An 18,232-nucleotide genomic window follows, 5' to 3' on the forward strand; every position below is an offset into this window, starting at 1 on the left:
GCCCGGCGGGGAAACAGAACCGCGCTGCCCGGCGTCGCCCCTCCGCCGACGCCGGGCAGCGGACCGGGCGGCGGGCGGCGGGCGGGAGAACGTTCAGCCGGAGGCCGGAACACGGTCGAGCGTCACCATGAAGCCATACCGGCGGACCGTCCCATTCGGGGGCCGAAACGGCCTCGTCCCAGATGCCTTTGGCGTCGGCGGCTTCGCCGCTGGAGGCGCGGCAAGAGCGCCGATCGCCCTTCAGGCGGTCTCGGCCGAGTTCGCCGCGAGGGAGGCGACTCGTTCGCGCCAGGGGATGTGGGAAGGCTGCTGCGCGTACGCGGCTGCTTGGGCGGCCCAAGATGCCCGTGCCTCCTCCTGACGGCACGGGGCGCAGTGCGTTTCGTCGCCCACCGCCCGGAAGACGTGATCCTCGCCAGGACCGGCGCAGGGGACGAGTTCCCTGACGCGGGGTGGTGTTGCGGGGCGGGCAGTGGTGGGTGCCGGGGGTTCCGGGAGTTTCTGTACGAGGCGGTGGCGCAGGAATCCAACCGCCGACCGCACGCCCTCCGGGGGCAGTTCGCTGGTCAGGGCCCGCCGTAAGTCGGTGGTCGTGATGCCACGCCGAATCCACTCCGCGGCGAGCTCGGCGAGCCCCCGGGCCTCGCGGACTCCCAGGTGCAGCTGGGGTGTTGCGTGACGGAGTGACAGCAGGAGCCGTTCTGTCACGTTCAGTTCGGGGTCAGGGGTGCTGTCGGGACCGGGCTCGGGCTCGGCTTCGGAGGGTGGGTGGGGATAGTTCTTCTCACGTTCTTCTTCTACCGGTAGTGAGTCACCGGCGTCCCGAACCCCCGGCCGACCGACCGCCCGTTCCTGCGTACTCGGCTGGGGCGCAGGCGCCACCGCCAGCCCGTCCTGGACCCGTCGGGCCTGTTCCGCCGTGAGGGGGACGTTCGAGCAGAGCTGGTCGGTGGCCCAGTGCCCCCGGCCCACCTGCCGCCGCCGCTCATGCACGAAACCGTTCTCGACCAGCTGTTTCTTGGCCTTCTGGTACGCCCGTCCAGTGATCCCGAGCTTCCCCGCGTGCTCACTGAGCGCCTGCCCGGCCCGGTCTTCGGGGAGCCCCTGTACGTACAGGAGGAGGATCTTCGCGTCACTGCCCAGACGCGGATGGCGCACGACGTCGTGCGAAGCCTTCGTGAAGCGCCGAGACGGCGCGATAGCATGCCAAAGCATCCCGGTGGACTCTCGATTCCACTCGTGGTGAAGGCCCTCGGCGAGGTGTTGGTAGCACCCCCGAGGGCCGCTCTGCGCGCAGGTAGAACACAGAGCGTTATGACGTGATCACCGTACCGCAGGCCGCGGGAGGCCTTGCCCCCTTTCGCTCACATCCCTCGCGCAACAGATGTACATCCGATACATTTACTACATGAGCGAACCTGTCACCGAGTCCATGGCAGAGGTCCGCCGTCACCTCGCCGATGTCATAGACCGCGCGCGACGGGACGAAATCCCGACGATCATCACGCGCCGCGGTAAGAGCGAAGCCGTACTGGTCGATATCGACGAATACCGACGCCTGAAGCAGATCGCCGAGCAGTACGAGGAAGAGTGGCTCAACCGACTGGCCGACGAGGCCGAGTCCGAGGGCCTCAACGGTTCGGTCTCCATGGAAGAGATGGCCGCACTCCTCCGATCTGCGCCCTGACCTCATGGGATACGTCACGCGGTTCACTTCGCGCGCACAACGGGACTTGCTGAAGATTTCTCGTCAGGACGCGCTCCGCATTCTCTTCCGTCTCACCGAGCTCCAGAAGGCGCTGGATGCGGGAGATACCGCATCCTTCGACATCAAAGCTCTCCAGGGGCACTCGGACAGGTGGCGGCTGAGAATCGGCGACTACCGCGCCGTGTACACCGTCGAAGACGGTCAGCTCATCCTGTGGGTGCTGGCCGTCGCGCACCGCGGCGAGGTCTACCGCAGCCTGTAGCTCACGCTCCGGGTCCCTGGATCACGTCCCCTCCCCTCCCCTGGCTGTCACCTCCAGGACCAGTTCGTGCAGTAGGCCGGCATCCACGAACGGCGCCTCGGCCGTGGGCAGTGAGCGCCAGTCGAGCGGCCAGGTCAGTCCGTGCAGCGCGGGCACCCCGACGAACGCCGCGTTCTGCCCGTAACACCCCATCAACTGCGCCCCCGACGGCCACCGGTGTGCGCGGGCGCTACGCGGTGGCAACAGGAAGTACATGCTGCGCTCCCCGATCCCCGACCGCACGATCGGGCCCGCCCGGAAGTTGGTGAACTGCATGATCTCGTACGCGACTTGCTCGCCGAGTACGCCAGGGATCCGTACCGCGTCGAAGTGAATACCGACGTGCCGCAGGGCGTGCCCGGACGCGGGTACCCACGAGGGCGCCGGGGTGGGTGAACTTTTCCGTTCCATGGGGAAAGCGTCCCGGTCGACACCTAGTGTGACCAGGGACACAGGGCTTCTGTGCACTGTTGTGTTCGCAGGGGAGAGTTTGTGCACTCCAGTGGTCGTGGCAGCAGCAACACCGAAATGTTCGGCAAAATGCTGCGTTTCTTCCGTGAACGGGCCGGGCTCTCGCAGGAGGCCCTCGGCTTGAAGATCGGCTATTCCAAGTCACAGGTGGCGATGGTCGAACGGGGGCAACGGCCTCCCAAGGACGAATTCATCGCGGAGGCGGACTGCGCGTTGGGTGCACAGGGTGCACTGACGGCCGCAGGCGAGGGGGTGACGTTCGGCTATCTGGCGTCATGGTTCGAGCCGTTCGCCGAGGAAGAGATCAACGCGTCCGCCAGACACGAGTACGAGACTCACGTCGTGCCTGGGATGTTGCAGACGGAGGGCTACGCCCGCACCGTCTTGGGCAGCGGCTACCCACCCGTCGACGACGATAAGGTAGAGGGCCGAGTCGCGGCCCGTTTGGCACGCCAGAGGCTCCTGTCCCGAAAGCCCGTGCCGGACATCGGCTTTGTCCTGGAACTCGCCGCTCTTACCCGCCCCATCGGGGGTCGTCGGGTGCACAAGGAGCAGCTCGACCACATCCTGGAGGTCGGGGCGCTACGACATGTACAGATGCAGGTGATGTCACCGCGTCGGCAGACTCATGCCGGTCTCAGTGGTCCGTTCGTTCTGCTGGAGACCAAGAAACGGCGTCAGCTCGCCTATGTCGAAGTTCAGGACCACAACTTCCTCATCAGCGAACAACCGGCGCTGGGGAACCTGTTCGGGAAATATGGCATTCTGCGGGCGCAGGCCCTCAGCCCCGAAGAGTCCAGAGACGTGATCGAGCAGGTGGCGAAAGACCTATGAACACCGGCCTCAATTGGTTCAAGAGCAGCTACAGCGGCGAAAACAGCGGCAACTGCGTTGAGGTCGCCACGTGCCCCGAGACCGTCCACGTCCGCGACTCCAAGGACCTCACCGTCCCCGCCCTCGCCCTCTCCCCCGCCGCCTGGGCCGACTTCCTCGCGTACGCCGTGCAGTAAGGCCGCGTCCCAGGCTGTCGGACCCGCTCCGCAGGGTGGCGACATGTCCAACGAGCCGCCAGCGCGTGGTCGCCGGTCAGGGGATGCTGCGGTCAGGAGACGAGGATGCCGATGCCGTCTCCGAGCAGTTTCGCCCCGAGTACGAAGAACAGGACTGCCATCACAGCGACGTTGTGCCGGGCGGTCCAGTCCTTCCAGCCGCTGAGCACGGCCGCCGCCCGCTCCCCCGTGAACAGCAGTACTGCGAGCGGGGTCAGCAGTCCGAGGGTACCGATGACCACGAAGACGGCCAGCGAGGCGATCTGCTGCCCCGGGGGGAGGCCGGCCGAGCTGATGGAGGCGGCCGCCGCAATGGTCAGCGAGGCGTTTTTGACATTGGCCGCCGACAGGGCCAGCCCGAGGCCGAAGATCTTGACCGGCGTGAAGCGGTCGATCGCGGCCATCCATTTCGGAATCTGCGCCTCCTCGGTGGGGGCGGGGCGCCGGTGCCACTGCCGGGCACCGAACAGCACAAGGAGCAGTCCCAGCCCGAGCTTGAGGCCGCCCACCCAGGTGGCCGGATGATGCTGGGCGGACGCACCGCCGGGGCCGCCGATCACCAGCATGACCGCGCCCAGCACCGAAAGCCCCACGACCCAGCCGACGGTGAACAGCAGCCCGTTGAGCCGCCCTCGGGGCGTGACCAGTACAAGGATGATCGCGATGATCGGGAGCGGACTGATCGCGACGCCGGCCGCCAGGCCCAGGACATCGCCGAGAACTTTACCCATGGTGCCCTCCGGACGGCGATCAGGGACGAACCGGCCGACCGGGCCGGCCACGGTCGGCGTCTCCGGCCCCCGCGAGCTTCTCCGTCGTTCGCCGAGCACGTGGAGAACCCTCAAAAGCCATCATCGACCGCATCAGCGGGCCGCGCGACACCGACGACGAGGAGCGAGCCACGACCACGTCCGAGCGGCCCTGCGGACAGTTCTTCGCGCCGCCCTGCCTACCGGGGACGGGCCGCCTTCAACGCGCGGCAGCCGTCCACCCGTGCCTACGCTGGCTTTGGACCAGGGCCTGGGCCCGCGACGGTCGTGGCTGTCGTCAGGCAGCCATGTGGCGTTGTACGGGTCGGCCCGGAGTGCGAGGCGCCGCTCTCACGAGCGGAGCTGCCGACGAGAAACGGCCGATTCATGCCATCACGGTTCATCCCTTACACGCAGGACGTCGAAACCGCTGAGCCCGATTTCGACGACAATCTGCAAACAGTGATCGGGAAGACCGAGCGGTACATCGCCGAATCGGTCACGACCGAAGGCACCGGCGCCGCGGTGCGTGACGCGCACGCCAAGGGTTACGGACTCGTCAGAGGAGAAGTCGAAATCCTCGACCGGCTCCCCGCCGAGTACGCCCAGGGCATTTACGCGACGCCAGGACGCCACGATGCCCTCGTGCGGTTCTCCAACGGCTCCCCGCATGCCGGAGCCGACGCACGGCTCGGCCGTGCGACCGGGCTGGCTCTCAAGATCTTCGACATCGACGGTCCGACCCTCCTGGACGACGAGCCCGACACCCGCACCTTCGACTACGCCCTCATCAACGCGCCGGTCTTCTTCTGCAACACCGTCGAGCATTACCTGTTCATCCAGGAACTCTTCCTCGAAGCACCCGCCTATTTCGCCCAGGGAGCGCCCGGCCGGCATCGCTTCTACCGCGACTTCGTGACGGGAAAGGGCACCCTGGAGCAGGACGAATGGGCGTGGGACGAGTTCCTGGCGTTCCTCAGGGTGTCGCAGCCGCCCTCGGTGAACGTTCTGCTGTCGACCTACTGGACGATGGGCGCGGTCCGGCACGGCGACCACATCGCCAAGGTGCGTATCGCCCCCGACCCCTCCTTCGCCAAAGCGGTGGTCCGGCGCACCATCGACCTGACATCGGCGGCAGAGGTGTTCCGGCCTGCTCTGGTCACCGAACTGCAGGAACGGCCCTACGCGTTCGACATCCAGGTCCAGCTGTGCACCGGCCTGGACCGGATGCCGGTCGAGGACGTCACCGTCGAGTGGCCCGAGCAGCTTTCCCCGTTCGTCACGGTGGCCAGGCTGCGCCTCCCGCGGCAGGACATCTCCGACGAGGAGAACCTCAAGAGGATGGACGCGCTCTCCTTCACGCCGTGGCGGGCGACCGCCGCGCACGCGCCCCTCGGCAGCATCATGCGCGCACGCAAGGAGGTCTACCGTCGCTCCTCCATCGTGCGCCACCAGCTCAATCGTCAAGAGCGCACGGAGCCGCGCAGCGCCGACGAGGTGCTGCCGTAGAAGGCGGTCACCTTGCTGCACGAACAGCTGGTCAGCCCAGGGCAGCTCAGCGGGCCAGGCGGCCCAGCAGAGAACCGGCGGCGACGATGCCGGCCAGCGCCGCGAACGCGAGGACTGCGAGGTCGAGGCCCAGGTGGGCCTGGGTGCCGATGAGCAGTCCGCGCAGGGCGTCGACCTCGTAGCTCAGCGGGTTCACCCTGCTGACGGCCTGGAGCCAGCCGGGCATCAGGGCGACCGGGTAGAGCGCGTTGGAGGCGAAGAAGAGCGGCATCGTGATGGCCTGGCCGATGCCCATCAGCCGGTCGCGGGTCAGGACGATCCCGGCGATCGACATCGACAGGCAGGAGAAGAACGCCGACGCGAGGAGGACCACCACGACCACGCCGAGCAGCCGCAACGGGTTCCAGGTCATGCCGACACCGATCAGCGCGGCGATCACGATGACGACCGCCGCCTGGATCACGGCCTTCACCCCGGCGGCGAAGGCCTTGCCTGTCACCAGCGCGGTCCGGGGCGTCGGCGTGACCATGAGTTTGGTGAGGACGCCCGAGTCCCGCTCCCAGATGATCATGATTCCGTAGAAGATCGCGATGAACATGGCGGACTGGGCGATGATGCCCGGCGCCAGGAAGTCGAGATAGGGGACGCCGCCGGTCGGGATGGCGTGGATACGGGAGAACGTCACGCCGAAGATCAGCAGCCAGAGCGCGGGCTGCACGGCGCGGGTGTAGATCTCGGTGCGGTCGTGGCGCAGTTTCTGCAGTTCGACGACGCACATCGCGGTGACGCGCGCGGGTACGACGCGCCAGCCGGTGCGGGACGGTGGCGGGGTCAGCAGCAACGCGAACCGCTGATCCGGCGGGACGGACTCAGCCGAGGCGGGATGCGGTGCGACGGGTACGGCGGACATCTCGGAACGCTCCTTTCCCTTCGTCGGAACCGGAGCCGGAGCCGGGGTCGTTCAGTCCGCTTCCGGAGTGGTGGCGGAAGACGTCCTCCAGGGACGGTGGCGGAAGGCCCCTCTCGCCCGATTCCCGGCGGTGGGCGACGAGCTCGCTCTTGAGCTGGGCGGGGGTGCCGAGCGCGCGGAGTCTGCCGAGGTGCATCAGCGCGAGCCGGTCGCAGCGCTGGTCGGCCTCGTCCATGGAGTGGGTGGTGACCAGCACGGTCATGCCGGTGCCGACCCGAATCTCGGTGATGCGGTCCCAGACGCTGTCCCGTGCGATCGGGTCCAGGCCGATGGTCGGCTCGTCCAGGATCATCAGCCGGGGCGCGCTGACCAGGGCCTGCGCGAGTTCGAGGCGGCGGACCATGCCGCCGGAGTACGTGGCGGCGAGCCGGTGCGCGACATCGCCGAGGCCGACCGCGTCCAGCGCCTGGGAGACCCGCGCGGCGCGCTGGCGGCGGGGCACGTCGAAGACGCGGGCGAAGAGCTGGACGTTCTCCCGGCCGGTGAGGCTCGCGTCGGCCGACAGCTGCTGCGGTACGTAGCCGAGCAGGCGGCGTACGGCCATCTTCTGCCGGGCCGCGTCATGGCCGAACACCTCGATGACGCCGGGCGGTACGGGCAGGAGTGTGGTGATCGCGCGCATCGTCGTGGTCTTGCCCGCGCCGTTGGGGCCCAGGAGGCCGAACACCTCCCCCCGGCCGACCAGCAGGTCCAGGCCGTCGACGGCCTTCGCATCGCCGAAGCTGTAGCTCAGACCGGTGCAGTTGAGGGCGGGGGCGGTTTCCGTGGTCACGCGGTCTCATCCCCTTCGCTTCGCAGTGAGGCGGCGAGTCTGTGCAGGGCCGGGAGTGCGGCGGCGAGTGCCGACCGGTCGGCCGCGTCGAGCCCGGCCAGATGCTCGCGGAAGAGCGCCTCGCGACGGGCGTGCCAGTCGCTCAGCCTCCCGATCCCTGCGGGGGTCGGATACAGCAGCGCGGCCCGCCCGTCTCCGGGGTCCTTCTCCCGTCGCAGCAGCCCTTCGGCGACGAGGTGGTTCACCAGGGTGCTGACCGAATTGGGCGCAAGACAGAGGCTGTGTGCGGCCGTGGAGACGCGGATGCCGGGTCGGTCGGCCACCAGCCTCAGCAGTTCGGCGTGCGCCCCGCGCAGCCGGGGCGCCGGCAGGCCGCTCCACAGCCGTCGCCGGGCGAGCCTCTGGATGCGGGGCAGAAGTCCGGCGAGCTCATCGGGTAGATCACCCGCCACCACGTGTCCATTTTAACTCTGTACGAGAGCTAATGTCCCTGCCGTTTTCGGCCCGTACGGAAACGGGGCCGCCCCCCGCGATGAGCGGAAGACGGCGGCCCCGGTTCAGGGGAAGTCCGGCGCCGCGCGGTCAGTGGCCGGCGAACCGCTCCCCGCACCGGCTGCAGAACACCGGCTCCGGGTCCTGCGAGAGCCGGCCGCACCCGGGGCAGACCCGGTCCAGCATGCAGGGCGCCTCGCCGCCCTCGTATCCGGCCGGGGGCGCGACCGAGGTCTTGATGGTCAGGCCGGGGCGGCGGCGGTGGACGGTCAGGCAGGCCAGACCGTCCGGTCCCGCGGCAAGGGCGCGGCGGGAGGTTCGGGGCAGCCAGACGACGCTGGTCGGCGTCAGGTTCAGCGCGTCGCCCCCGGTGACGACCCGGCCGCTGCCCGCGATGACGACGAGAAGGACGTCCAGGACGTCCTCCTGATGCTCAGCGACCTCCGCGCCCGGCGGAAGACGTACCAGATTGGCATCCAGCTCCCGGCCCTGCTCGGCCAGTTGCCACAGCGCACCGCGGTCGTCGTGGGCGGCGGCGGTCAGCAGGTCGTCGAGTACGGCCAGTACCCGGGGTCCGGAATTCACGGCAATCAGGCTACGCCCGCCATACGCTGACCGTTCCTAGCCAGTGTGCATGAGTGGGTCCTGGACCCACCGATGTGTACTGGGCGCATCCCGAACGGTGTTGGATGCGCTGGGTTCCCGCTTTCGCGTCCCGTTCGGCGGCACGCCTCCAGGGGCGTGGTCCGTTGCGGGTGGGCGGGTTCCCTCACGTCCTCGGGTGCCTGGTGGGGCCTGGGCGGTCCGATGCCCCGCACGATCACTCCGGTCGTGAGGGGGCGGTGCCGTCCTTCCCCAAGCTCTCAACTCCGTTCGAGCAGGGGATACCCCATCCCGGACCGGGTGCCCGAGGGCGCGTCGTCCGATCGCGATACCGGCAGCATCGTGACGGGACATTCTGCGGTGCGGGGTGGCCAGTGGCTTCTGCCAGTGCTGGGCACCCCACATCGAGGTGTAGGCGGGGTCGACCGCGACAATGCTCAGGCCCTGCGCGGCGGCCATGGAGACCAGCCGGGCCTTGAGCCTGCCGGTCGGAATACCTGAGATCAGCTGCCGGAACCTCTTCCTGCGGCCGTGCTTCTCCCGCGTTTTCTCGGCGGTGAAGTCGAGGTCCTCGATGCCGATCGCGGCAACACCGGCCTGCTTGGCCCAGTTGATCAGCCGGGTCAGCGCGTGGCGGATCTGGGCGTCGCGGTGATCGGCGGTGCCGGACAGGTCGTAGAAGAACCGCCGGGGCTCGCCAATGGGGTTGCCATGTGGGTCGAGCTGGTAGGCGGCGAAGTGGTCGGCGTTGGTGTCCACGCCGATCATGCCCCGGGCGCGGGCGGCCTCCAGCGGGATGGTGTGCACAACGGGGCGTTGCCAGGACGCGGTGAGGTACCAGCGGCCACGGTCGGTGTCGAGGTGGATGCGGTAGGCGACGGCCCGGTTCGCGGTGATGCGGTCGGCCCACTCCTGGCCCCGGTGCGCGAACGCCGCGGTCGAGTTGAGGGTGTATCGGCCGTGCTTGGCGTTGGCCAGGTGTGCGAGCGGGGCGGGCGGTTTGATGCTGACCTCGCCGTCCGGGGTGACGCGGATGGTCTCGTTCCCGAACCGTTTCCCGGACTCGCCGTCGGCGGCGATGAACCAGCGTTCCGCCTCCCAGCGCTCCCGCCACCGCTCTTCGGTCAGCCGGGCCCGGGTGAGGTGGTGGCGGGTGTTGAGGAGACGTTTGCCGCCCCGCACGACCCGGACGCGTCCGGCCTGCCGGTCACGAACGGCGGCGGCGTGCCGGGCTTCCAGCGCCGCGAGGCGGCGCGACTTGCGAAACCACTCGCCCCGGGAGCGGTAGCCGCCCGCGGCCCGCTTCGTTCCGGGCTCACCGATCGGGAGGGACAGGCGGTGCCGCAGCGTCCCGATCCCGGCCTCCAGATTCCGGATGTGCGCCGCCTGACAACGGCGCGCCAGCGCCCACTGATCATGGGTGGCCTTCGTAATCGCACCGGCGATCCGCGACGACGACAGCGGCGTCAGGTCCCGCTTGCGCGACGCCCAGGTGTCCGCACCGTGCTCCAGACCATCCGCACAACGGGCCCTGAGATCACGGGAAGCCAGACGGCCCTGATACTCACCGACCGCACGCAGGACTATCTCGTCCTGGGGCGTGAGGTGCTTGAGACGGTCCCGGACCGCCACCCCGCAAGGCCCGGGCACCACGAAGGGCGCCGCCAACTCCCGCACACCACCCACCACAACACCCCCTCCCCCAGACTGGAAACCTGCCACCTGCCCAACGAGCAGCAACCGCCAAGGTCACCCATTCGGCCCCAGAACTTCCGTTCCCACTCGGTGAACCCGCCGACAGGACTCACTCCTGCTCACTACAACGCACTTCAGCTCAGCAAACCGACAGCAGCTCACAACCCCATTACCCGCCGAGCCAAAGGAGCCACCGCGCCATGGACCGCAAGCCCGACGAGAAGTACCCGCCGATCGAACCGTACGAGCACGGCATGCTCGATGTCGGGGAAGGCAACCTCGTGTACTGGGAGGCGTGCGGCAACCCGGACGGCAAACCCGCACTCGTCGTGCACGGCGGTCCGGGGTCGGGATGCAAAGAGCGGCCCCGGCAGTACTTCGACCCGGACCACTACCGCGTCGTCCTCTTCGACCAGCGGGGCTGCGGCCGCTCCACCCCGCACGCGAGCGATCCGGCCGCCGACATGCGGTACAACACGACCGACCGGCTGATCGCCGACATGGAGCGGCTGCGCGTCCACCTCGGGATCGGCACCTGGCTGCTGTACGGCGGGTCCTGGGGCTCGACGCTGATCCTCGCGTACGCCGAGCAGTACCCGGAGCGGGTCTCCGAGATCGTGATCCCGGCCGTCACGACGACCCGGCGCTCGGAGATCGACTGGCTGTACCGGGGCGCGGGCCAGATCTTCCCCGAGGCCTGGGACCTGTTCCGGGCCGGGGTGCCGGAGGCCGAGGGGGACGCGACCCCGGACGTCCTCGCCGCGTACGCCCGGCGGATGGAGAGCCCCGACGCCGGGGTGCGGGAGAAGGCGACGGCCGACTGGTGCGCCTGGGAGGACGCGGTGCTCTCCCAGGAGACGTACACCGGACCGCCTCCGTACAGCGGGCGCCCCGGCGGGGCGCAGCAGGCGCTGGTGCGGATCTGCTCGCACTACTTCTCCCACGGCGCCTGGCTGGAGGAGGGGCAGCTGATCCGGGACGCGGGGCGGCTGACGGGGATTCCGGGTGTGCTGGTGCACGGACGGTTCGACCTGGGCGGGCCGCTGATCACCGCGTGGGAGCTGGCGAAGGCGTGGCCGGACGCGGAGCTGACCGTGATCGACGGTGCGGGGCATCTGGGCGGTCCGGCGACGAGCCGGGCGGTGCTGGCGGCGCTGGACCGGTTTGCCCGGCAGTGAACGCAAGTGGAATTTGCGCCATCCGCGGACGGCAAGGGCGGGGGCAGGGGTCCGTTTGTCGGAGTGGCATGGCAAGCTGTGTCTTCGCTGTACGCGCGGTAGCACTCGTACCCCCCACTGGTCTCGTCATGAGCCAGTGCTGTCGCCGGACGCAGCGCCTGACGAAACCGATGTCCGAAACCATCCGTGGGGTACGACTTGAGACCGAAGCGAAGAATCTGGATCACGGCTGCCCTGGCCACCTCCGCCGTGGCGGGCGTCCTGGTCTTCGAGGGGGTGACGGGCAACTCCTCGGTGGACGCCGACGCCAAGTCCGGCCCGGCCAAGACCGACGTGCACGCGACCGCGCTGAAGGTCGACGGTGACGGCACCTCAGCCACCCTCGGCAAGCGGGACACCAAGCCGTTCAGCATGCTGGGCATCACCTGGACCGACCCGGCGGCCAAGGTCACCGGAGCCGTGGAGGTACGGACCAAGTCCGCCGCCAACGGGAACTGGACGTCCTGGCTGCCGCTCGAAACCGATGTCGACGGGCGTACGGAGACCGGCCGGGCCGGCGTACGAGGGAGCACCGAGCCGCGCTGGGTGGGCCCCTCCAACGGTGTCGAGGTACGGATCAACGCGGGCGGCAAGGTCTCCGCGAAGCTGCCCGCGGGGCTGCGGCTGGACACCGTGGACCCGGGCCGGAGCGGCACCCTGAACGCGGACCCGGCCGCATTCGCCGCCGACATCCCCGCAGCCGATGCCACGACCGACCCGTCGGACCCGGCCGCGACCGAGCCGCCCGCGCCGAACGACAGCACGGAACCGCCCGCCGAGGTCATACCGTCCGACCCGGCGTCACCGAGCCCTTCCGACTCGGTGACGGTGGAGCCCACTCCCCCGGTGAGCCCGAGCCCCTCGGCGTCCGCGAGTGCGTCCCCGACCGACACTCTGCCGCCCGCACCGCCCTCGACCGTGCCCAAGCCGCCGATCACCTCGCGTGCGGGCTGGGGCGCCGACGAGTCGATGAGCCCGGAGGCGCCGGAGTACACGGACACCGTCAAGGCGGTCTTCGTCCACCACACCGCCGGGACCAACAACTACTCCTGCGCCGACTCCGCGGCGATCGTGCGCAGCGTGTACGCGTACCACGTCAAGAGCAACGGCTGGAAGGACATCGGCTACAACTTCCTGGTCGACAAGTGCGGGACGATCTTCGAGGGCCGTAAGGGCGGGGTGGACCGGCCCGTCTTCGGCGCGCACACCTACGGCTTCAACCGGCAGACGGCCGGCATCTCGGTCATCGGTACGTACACGGACTCGGCCGCCCCCAGTGCGGTGACCACCTCGGTGGCCCGGATCGCCGCGTGGAAGCTCGGTCAGTACAAGGGCGACCCGGCGGGCAGCACCACGCTCACCGCGGGCGCCACCGGCAGCAACCTCGCCGGCACCAAGTTCACCGCCGGTACGCAGTACTCCTTCAAGCAGATCTCCGGCCACCGCGACGGCTTCGCGACCGAGTGCCCCGGCACCAAGCTGTACGGGCAGCTGCCCGCGATCCGCAGCCTCGCCGCGGGTCCCGTCACCGGACTGGCCATCAAGTCGGTGACCGGCGCCGGGCTCTCGGGAACGACGTACTACACCAAGTCCACGGTCACCGTGGGCTGGTCGGCGACCACCCCGAGCGCGTTCATCTCCAAGTACGAGCTGCTGGTCGACGGCAAGTCCGTCGCCACCACCACGGGCACCGCCACCTCGGCCAAGGCCACCCTCGCCGTCGGCAGCCACCAGGTCCAGGTCCGCGCCACCCACCAGTCGGGCAAGGTCACCACGTCCGCCGCGGCCACCGTGGTCGCCGACCAGACGGCGCCCGCGTTCACCACCAAGCCGAACCTGGCCCTGCGCACCGGCACGGTGAACACCACGGCCGTCCCGGTCACCCTGAAGTGGAAGGCCACCGACGCCGCTTCGCTCAAGGAGGTCAGGCTCACCGCCCCCCTCGCCAAGACCTACGGCCCGACGACCACCAGCGCCTCGCACACCGCGAAGTCGGGTGTGGCGACCAGCTGGGCCATGACCGCGTACGACCAGGCGGGCAACACCGCCGCCGCATCGGTCTCCGGCACGCCGGTCATCGTCCAGGAGAGCTCGGCGACGAAGACGGGCACGTGGACGACGAAGTCCTCGTCCAGCTACCTCGGCGGCAAGTCGTACTCCAGCTCGTCGAAGAGCGCGAGCCTGAGCTGGACGTTCACCGGCCGCTCGGTTGCCCTGGTGGCCTCCAGGGCCGCCACCTCCGGCCAGGTGTACGTCTACGTGGACGGCGTGAAGGTGTCCACGGTGGACCTGAAGTCCAGCACCACCAAGTACCGCGACGCGCTGTGGACGAAGAGCTGGTCGAGCAGCGCCAAGCACACCGTCAAGATCGTCGTCGTGGCCACGTCGGGCCGGCCGACGGTCACCGCCGACGGCATCGTGTACCTGAAGTGACCGAAGCAGTCGAAGCATCCGCGTAAGACATGCGCATGACGCCCTGCCCCCGGCCTCCGCCGGGGGCAGGGCGCGTTCGGGCTCACCCTTGCTTCGAGCGGACTCGAAGGCGTTGGCTTGGTGTCCATGAAGTACACGCAGCTCGGACGCACCGGACTCAAGGTCAGCCGCCTCGTCCTCGGCACCATGAACTTCGGCCCGCAGACCAATGAGGTGGACAGCCACGCCATCATGGACGCGGCGCTGGACACGGGCCTGAACTTCTTCGACACCGCGAATATTTACGGCTGGGGTGAGAACAAGGGCCGTACCGAGGAGATCATCGGCACCTGGTTCGCCAAGGGCGGCGAACGCCGCGACAAGGTGGTCCTGGCCACCAAGATGTACGGGAACATGGCCGCCGACGGCGCGGCCTGGCCCAACCACGACAAGCTTTCCGCCGTGAACATCCGGCGCTCGGTCGACGCGTCGCTGAAGCGGCTCCAGACGGACCACATCGACCTCTACCAGTTCCACCACGTCGACCGGAACACCCCCTTCGAGGAGATCTGGCAGGCGATCGACGTCCTGGTCCAGCAGGGCAAGATCCTCTACGCGGGTTCGTCGAACTTCGCCGGTTACAAGATCGCCCAGGCCAATGAACTGGCCGCCCGGCGCGGCTCGTTGGGCCTGGTCAGTGAGCAGTGCATCTACAACCTGATGGAGCGGCGCGCCGAGATGGAAGTCATCCCGGCCGCGCAGGAGTACGGCCTCGGCGTCATTCCGTGGTCCCCGCTGCACGGCGGACTGCTGGGTGGTGTGCTGAAGAAGGAGCGCGAGGGCACGGCAGGGCGTTCGGCCTCCGGCCGCAGCGCGGACGCGCTGCAGAACTCGGCGCAGCGCGAGAAGATCCAGGCGTACGAGGACCTGCTCGACAAGCACGGCCTGGAGCCGGGCGAGGTCGGCCTGGCGTGGCTGCTCGCGCAGCCGGGGGTGACGGGGCCGATCGTCGGACCGCGCAACCAGGAGCAGTTGGACTCGGCGCTGCGGGCGCTGGAGCTGGAACTCTCCGCGGAGGTGCTGGCGTCGCTGGAGGAGATCTTCCCGGGTCCGGGGCCGTCGCCGGAGGCGTTCGCCTGGTGAGGACGGTCTGACGGACTGTCCGTCCGATACGTACGGGCCGCCGCTGCCCCGTCCCTGCTCGGGGGCGAGGGCGACGGCGGCCCGTTGTGCGTCCGCTTCAGAGCGACGCTTCGAGTTCCATGAGCGTCTCCCCGAGCCAGCTCAGCTCCGCCTGGCTGGTCGCACGGGCGATCCTCAGCAGACCCTGCCGGAACGGGTCCTCGAACGTCTCGGCGCCGAGCGGCTGCTCGCCCTCGTAGAAGAAGCTGCTCGGCTCCTCCAGGAACGCGAGCCGGCGCCGCAGCACCTTCGCCTGCTCGGCCGGGGACGCAAGATGGCGCAGGAAGGCGAGGACGGTGAACCATCGGTTCTCGTCACTGATGTCCGTCTCGCCGGCCTCCCGCAGCCGGTGCCGCAGTTCCTCGCGCCCCTGGTCGGTCAGGGTCAGCGTGTGGCGGGGGGCAGCCCTGCTGCCCGGCTCCGTTCGGCGCTCCAGCCATCCGGCTCGCTCCAGGCGCTTGATCGCCGGGTACAGCGTGCCGTCCGCGATGGGGCGGACGTGTCCGGTGAGGTGGGCGACCCGACGCTTCAGCTCGTAGCCGTGCAGCGGCTGTTCGTACAGAAATCCCAGGATGGCCAGTTCCAGCATGCAAGCATCCTCCCCCATGGCGTTATACATCGACACCGATGTATAGTCTCGCCGAGGTTATCGGGTTGTGGGGCAAGGAGGAGGAAACATGCAGAACGCTCAGGTCGCGGCCGACGGTGCGTGCATCCGGTGGGTGGAGCTCCCCGGCCGCCCCGGCACGTCCCGTACCCGGGTCTATCTGCACGGGCTCGGGGCCTCGTCCGGCCCGTACTTCACCGCGAGTGCCGTGCATCCCCTGCTGGCCGACAGCCGGTCGCTGCTCATGGACCTGCTCGGCTTCGGAATCAGTGACCGCCCCACGGACTTCGGCTACACCCTGGAAGAGCACGCCGACGCGGTGGCGGCGGCGCTGAAGGCGGCCGACGCGTACGACTCCGACGTGGTCGCGCACAGCATGGGCGGCGCGGTGGCCATCGTGCTCGCGGCACGCCACCCGCAACTGGTGGCCCGGCTGGTGCTGGTCGACGCCAATCTGGACCCGGTCGCCCCGGACCCGGCCCGGCCGGGCAGCAGCGGCCTCGCCCGGTACACGGAGGAGGAGTTCCTGGCCGGCGGCCTGGAGGAAGTGCGCGACCGGGTGGGGCCCCACTGGTGGGCGACCATGCGCCTCGCGGGCCCCGAGGCACTGCACCGCACCGCCGTGCATCTCGCCCGCGGGACGACGCCGACGATGCGCGCGCTACTGCTGGACCTGAAGATTCCGCGTACGTATCTGCACCCCCGGGACAACGGACCACTGCCCGGCGAGGAATCACTGATCGAGAACGGCGTGCGGGTCGTGGCGGTCCCGGACTGCGGGCACAACATCATGCTGGACAACCCGGAGGCGTTCGCCAAGGAGACGGCGCTGGCCGTCAACGCCTGAGACGGAGGGGTGCGCGTCGGACGCGACGGGCCTGCACTCGCGCCCATGGGTCGGTTCGTACCGCTCCTGGTGGTCGCCGGAGCCCTTGCCGCGGTCATGGGCCACTTCACCCGGCCGGCGATCGTCGTCCGGATCGGCCGCCTGCGACACGGCCGCTGACGTCACGCTCCGACGGCGGCTGCCACGGCGACGACGACGAACATCAGCACGAGTGCGGCGGCCATGATGCGGTTTCTGGTCTTCGGGTCCACCCTCCGAGCGTAACCGCCCATCTCAGTGACCCAGCGACCAGGATGCGATCACCTCGTACCGCGGCTGCTCGCCCCGCACCCCGGCGACCGGCAGGTTGCTGCGTACGAGGGCGAGCTCACCGACCTCCCACGGGGTGCCCTCGAAGCCCCCGAGAGCCTCGACGAAGGGGCGCAGGTCGGCGTCGGTGCGGCTGCGGGCGAGGGTGAGGTGCGCGCTGTAGCGGCGGTGCTCCTCCATCGGGATGCCGGTGCGGCGGGCGGCGGCGTCGGCGCGTTCGGCGAGGAGCCGCAGCGTGTCGAGTTCGCCCGCGGCCCCGACCCACAGCACCCGCCCACCGAACCGGCCGCCATTGTGGAGGCGCAGCGGGAAGGGCTCGGTGCGGCGGGCCGCCCGTTCGAGGCGCGCATGCAGCTCGGGCAGCACCTCCTCGTCCACGGACCCGAGGAACGCGAGCGTGAAGTGCCAGCTGGGCGTACCGGTCCAGCGCAGTCTCCCGGCACCGGGGAGCGCGCGCAGCGGGGCGACGGCGCGGCCCAGTTCCTGGAGGGCGGGGGCGGGCGGCAGAACGGCGACGAAGAGTCTGAGGCTGCTCATGGGCCGAGTGTCGCACCGTAACGGCGTGTCTTCGTCTCCGTGCGTATCGTTGTACTACGCGACTGCCCGCGCGCCCGTGCGGCAGCGGGGAGGAGCGGCACGATGACCGTCGTGGACACCGACAGGATCGAGATGGCCGACATCAGCGACGAGCGCACTCTGGACATGATGTTCGAGTGGCTTGAGCCCACCCCCGAGGGATTCAAGGTCGAGATCGTCGAGGGGAACATCTACATGTCGCCGCAGCGGCGCACACACTGGCGGATCATTCTCGACATCGTCGAACAACTGCGCGAAAGGTATCCGCGGGAGAGTTTGCTGTCCGACGTGCGTATCGACTTCCCAGGCCTCCTCAACGGCTTCGCTTGCGACGTAGTCGCCCTGGCCGAGGGTGCCACCGAGGACGCCAACGGCCGCTGCCGCTACCAGGACATCGAGTTCGTGGCCGAGGTGATCTCCAAGAACACCGCCGCCAACGACTACGGGTCGAAGAAGGCCACGTACGCCACCGCCGACGTACCCGTGTACGTCATCGTCGACCCGTACACCGGCACGTGGCATCTCCACACGCTCCCGAAGGACGACGAGTACCGCAGCGTGCTGAGCCTCGACTTCGGCACCCCGATCGACCTCACCGCGACCCTTGTGGGCCTCACCCTGGAGACGGGCGAGTTCCCCCGCGACTGACACGTCCCCCGTACGTGCCACGGGCCCCGACCGAGAGGGGAGAGTGGGCGGGGGTGGGAGCAGGGGGGAGGGGAAAGATCCAGATGCCGCCCCAACAGTTCGGCGGGGGGGTAGA

General features: G+C 69.3%; 20 protein-coding genes. 10 read left to right on the top strand and 10 right to left on the bottom strand.

The window, feature by feature from the left end:
- Positions 1 to 240 precede the first annotated feature (240 nt).
- Complete coding sequence (locus ACZ7IB_RS29325; RefSeq protein ID WP_470916796.1) at positions 241 to 1,215, bottom strand: hypothetical protein; 975 nt, start codon at positions 1,213 to 1,215, stop codon at positions 241 to 243.
- A 193-nt stretch (positions 1,216 to 1,408) separates the two neighbouring features.
- Here ACZ7IB_RS29325 and ACZ7IB_RS29330 point away from each other — a divergent pair, with 193 nt between their 5' ends.
- Both ACZ7IB_RS29330 and ACZ7IB_RS29335 read left to right on the top strand, forming a co-directional pair.
- Positions 1,409 to 1,687, top strand: a complete 279-nt coding sequence (locus tag ACZ7IB_RS29330; RefSeq protein WP_470916797.1) for a type II toxin-antitoxin system Phd/YefM family antitoxin — start codon at positions 1,409 to 1,411, stop codon at positions 1,685 to 1,687.
- A 4-nt stretch (positions 1,688 to 1,691) separates the two neighbouring features.
- Positions 1,692 to 1,970, top strand: coding sequence for a type II toxin-antitoxin system RelE family toxin (locus ACZ7IB_RS29335; protein ID WP_470916798.1), 279 nt, complete (start codon positions 1,692 to 1,694; stop codon positions 1,968 to 1,970).
- A gap of 21 nt (positions 1,971 to 1,991) precedes the next feature.
- On the opposite strand, the gene ACZ7IB_RS29340 is transcribed toward ACZ7IB_RS29335, so the two are convergent.
- Positions 1,992 to 2,420, bottom strand: coding sequence for a hypothetical protein (locus ACZ7IB_RS29340; protein ID WP_470916799.1), 429 nt, complete (start codon positions 2,418 to 2,420; stop codon positions 1,992 to 1,994).
- 81 nt (positions 2,421 to 2,501) lie between these two features.
- Between ACZ7IB_RS29340 and ACZ7IB_RS29345 the strand changes: the two genes are divergently transcribed.
- Together ACZ7IB_RS29345 and ACZ7IB_RS29350 are read left to right on the top strand one after the other, a co-directional pair.
- Positions 2,502 to 3,314: a helix-turn-helix domain-containing protein gene (locus ACZ7IB_RS29345; RefSeq protein WP_470916800.1), complete on the top strand. Its 813-nt coding sequence runs from the start codon at positions 2,502 to 2,504 to the stop codon at positions 3,312 to 3,314.
- Positions 3,311 to 3,490: a DUF397 domain-containing protein gene (locus tag ACZ7IB_RS29350; protein ID WP_470916801.1), complete on the top strand. Its 180-nt coding sequence runs from the start codon at positions 3,311 to 3,313 to the stop codon at positions 3,488 to 3,490. Before ACZ7IB_RS29345 ends, ACZ7IB_RS29350 begins: the two co-directional genes overlap by 4 nt.
- A 92-nt stretch (positions 3,491 to 3,582) precedes the next feature.
- Here ACZ7IB_RS29350 and ACZ7IB_RS29355 read toward each other — a convergent pair whose 3' ends face one another.
- Positions 3,583 to 4,260 carry a GAP family protein gene (locus ACZ7IB_RS29355; RefSeq protein ID WP_266359077.1) on the bottom strand — a complete coding sequence of 226 codons (678 nt, stop codon included), beginning with the start codon at positions 4,258 to 4,260 and terminating at the stop codon, positions 3,583 to 3,585.
- A 405-nt stretch (positions 4,261 to 4,665) separates the two neighbouring features.
- Between ACZ7IB_RS29355 and ACZ7IB_RS29360 the strand changes: the two genes are divergently transcribed.
- Positions 4,666 to 5,787, top strand: coding sequence for a catalase family protein (locus ACZ7IB_RS29360; protein WP_470916802.1), 1,122 nt, complete (start codon positions 4,666 to 4,668; stop codon positions 5,785 to 5,787).
- A gap of 46 nt (positions 5,788 to 5,833) precedes the next feature.
- Here ACZ7IB_RS29360 and ACZ7IB_RS29365 read toward each other — a convergent pair whose 3' ends face one another.
- The 5 genes from ACZ7IB_RS29365 to ACZ7IB_RS29385 form a co-directional block, all read right to left on the bottom strand.
- Positions 5,834 to 6,697 carry an ABC transporter permease gene (locus ACZ7IB_RS29365; protein ID WP_470916803.1) on the bottom strand — a complete coding sequence of 288 codons (864 nt, stop codon included), beginning with the start codon at positions 6,695 to 6,697 and terminating at the stop codon, positions 5,834 to 5,836.
- On the bottom strand, positions 6,657 to 7,529 hold the full coding sequence (locus ACZ7IB_RS29370) for an ABC transporter ATP-binding protein (protein ID WP_470916804.1): 873 nt from the start codon (positions 7,527 to 7,529) through the stop codon (positions 6,657 to 6,659). The genes ACZ7IB_RS29365 and ACZ7IB_RS29370 overlap by 41 nt, the downstream gene beginning before the upstream one ends.
- Positions 7,526 to 7,984 (bottom strand): MarR family winged helix-turn-helix transcriptional regulator, encoded by a 459-nt coding sequence (locus ACZ7IB_RS29375; RefSeq protein ID WP_470916805.1) that lies wholly within the window; start codon positions 7,982 to 7,984, stop codon positions 7,526 to 7,528. The genes ACZ7IB_RS29370 and ACZ7IB_RS29375 overlap by 4 nt, the downstream gene beginning before the upstream one ends.
- A 127-nt stretch (positions 7,985 to 8,111) precedes the next feature.
- Positions 8,112 to 8,606 (bottom strand): cupin domain-containing protein, encoded by a 495-nt coding sequence (locus ACZ7IB_RS29380; protein WP_470916806.1) that lies wholly within the window; start codon positions 8,604 to 8,606, stop codon positions 8,112 to 8,114.
- Between the two features lie 36 nt (positions 8,607 to 8,642).
- Positions 8,643 to 10,310 (bottom strand): IS200/IS605 family accessory protein TnpB-related protein, encoded by a 1,668-nt coding sequence (locus tag ACZ7IB_RS29385; protein WP_470916832.1) that lies wholly within the window; start codon positions 10,308 to 10,310, stop codon positions 8,643 to 8,645.
- A 209-nt stretch (positions 10,311 to 10,519) separates the two neighbouring features.
- Here ACZ7IB_RS29385 and pip point away from each other — a divergent pair, with 209 nt between their 5' ends.
- From pip to ACZ7IB_RS29400, 3 genes are all read left to right on the top strand, one after another.
- Complete coding sequence (gene pip / locus ACZ7IB_RS29390) at positions 10,520 to 11,497, top strand: prolyl aminopeptidase (RefSeq protein ID WP_470916807.1); 978 nt, start codon at positions 10,520 to 10,522, stop codon at positions 11,495 to 11,497.
- A 198-nt stretch (positions 11,498 to 11,695) separates the two neighbouring features.
- Positions 11,696 to 13,969 (top strand): peptidoglycan recognition protein family protein, encoded by a 2,274-nt coding sequence (locus ACZ7IB_RS29395; RefSeq protein ID WP_470916808.1) that lies wholly within the window; start codon positions 11,696 to 11,698, stop codon positions 13,967 to 13,969.
- 126 nt (positions 13,970 to 14,095) lie between these two features.
- Positions 14,096 to 15,091 (top strand): aldo/keto reductase, encoded by a 996-nt coding sequence (locus ACZ7IB_RS29400; protein ID WP_470916809.1) that lies wholly within the window; start codon positions 14,096 to 14,098, stop codon positions 15,089 to 15,091.
- A gap of 97 nt (positions 15,092 to 15,188) precedes the next feature.
- Here ACZ7IB_RS29400 and ACZ7IB_RS29405 read toward each other — a convergent pair whose 3' ends face one another.
- Complete coding sequence (locus ACZ7IB_RS29405) at positions 15,189 to 15,719, bottom strand: PadR family transcriptional regulator (RefSeq protein WP_470916810.1); 531 nt, start codon at positions 15,717 to 15,719, stop codon at positions 15,189 to 15,191.
- Positions 15,720 to 15,807: 88 nt separating this feature from the next.
- Here ACZ7IB_RS29405 and ACZ7IB_RS29410 point away from each other — a divergent pair, with 88 nt between their 5' ends.
- Entirely contained in the window at positions 15,808 to 16,584 is a 777-nt protein-coding gene (locus tag ACZ7IB_RS29410) for an alpha/beta fold hydrolase (RefSeq protein ID WP_470916811.1), read from the top strand.
- A 273-nt stretch (positions 16,585 to 16,857) separates the two neighbouring features.
- Here ACZ7IB_RS29410 and thpR read toward each other — a convergent pair whose 3' ends face one another.
- Entirely contained in the window at positions 16,858 to 17,430 is a 573-nt protein-coding gene (gene thpR, locus ACZ7IB_RS29415) for an RNA 2',3'-cyclic phosphodiesterase (protein WP_470916812.1), read from the bottom strand.
- A 102-nt stretch (positions 17,431 to 17,532) separates the two neighbouring features.
- On the opposite strand from thpR, the gene ACZ7IB_RS29420 reads away from it, so the two are divergent.
- A complete protein-coding gene (locus tag ACZ7IB_RS29420) occupies positions 17,533 to 18,117 on the top strand; it encodes a Uma2 family endonuclease (RefSeq protein WP_470916813.1) in 585 nt (194 codons plus the stop codon).
- Positions 18,118 to 18,232: the final 115 nt, after the last annotated feature.

This window comes from Streptomyces sp. NPDC037301, assembly GCF_055602785.1.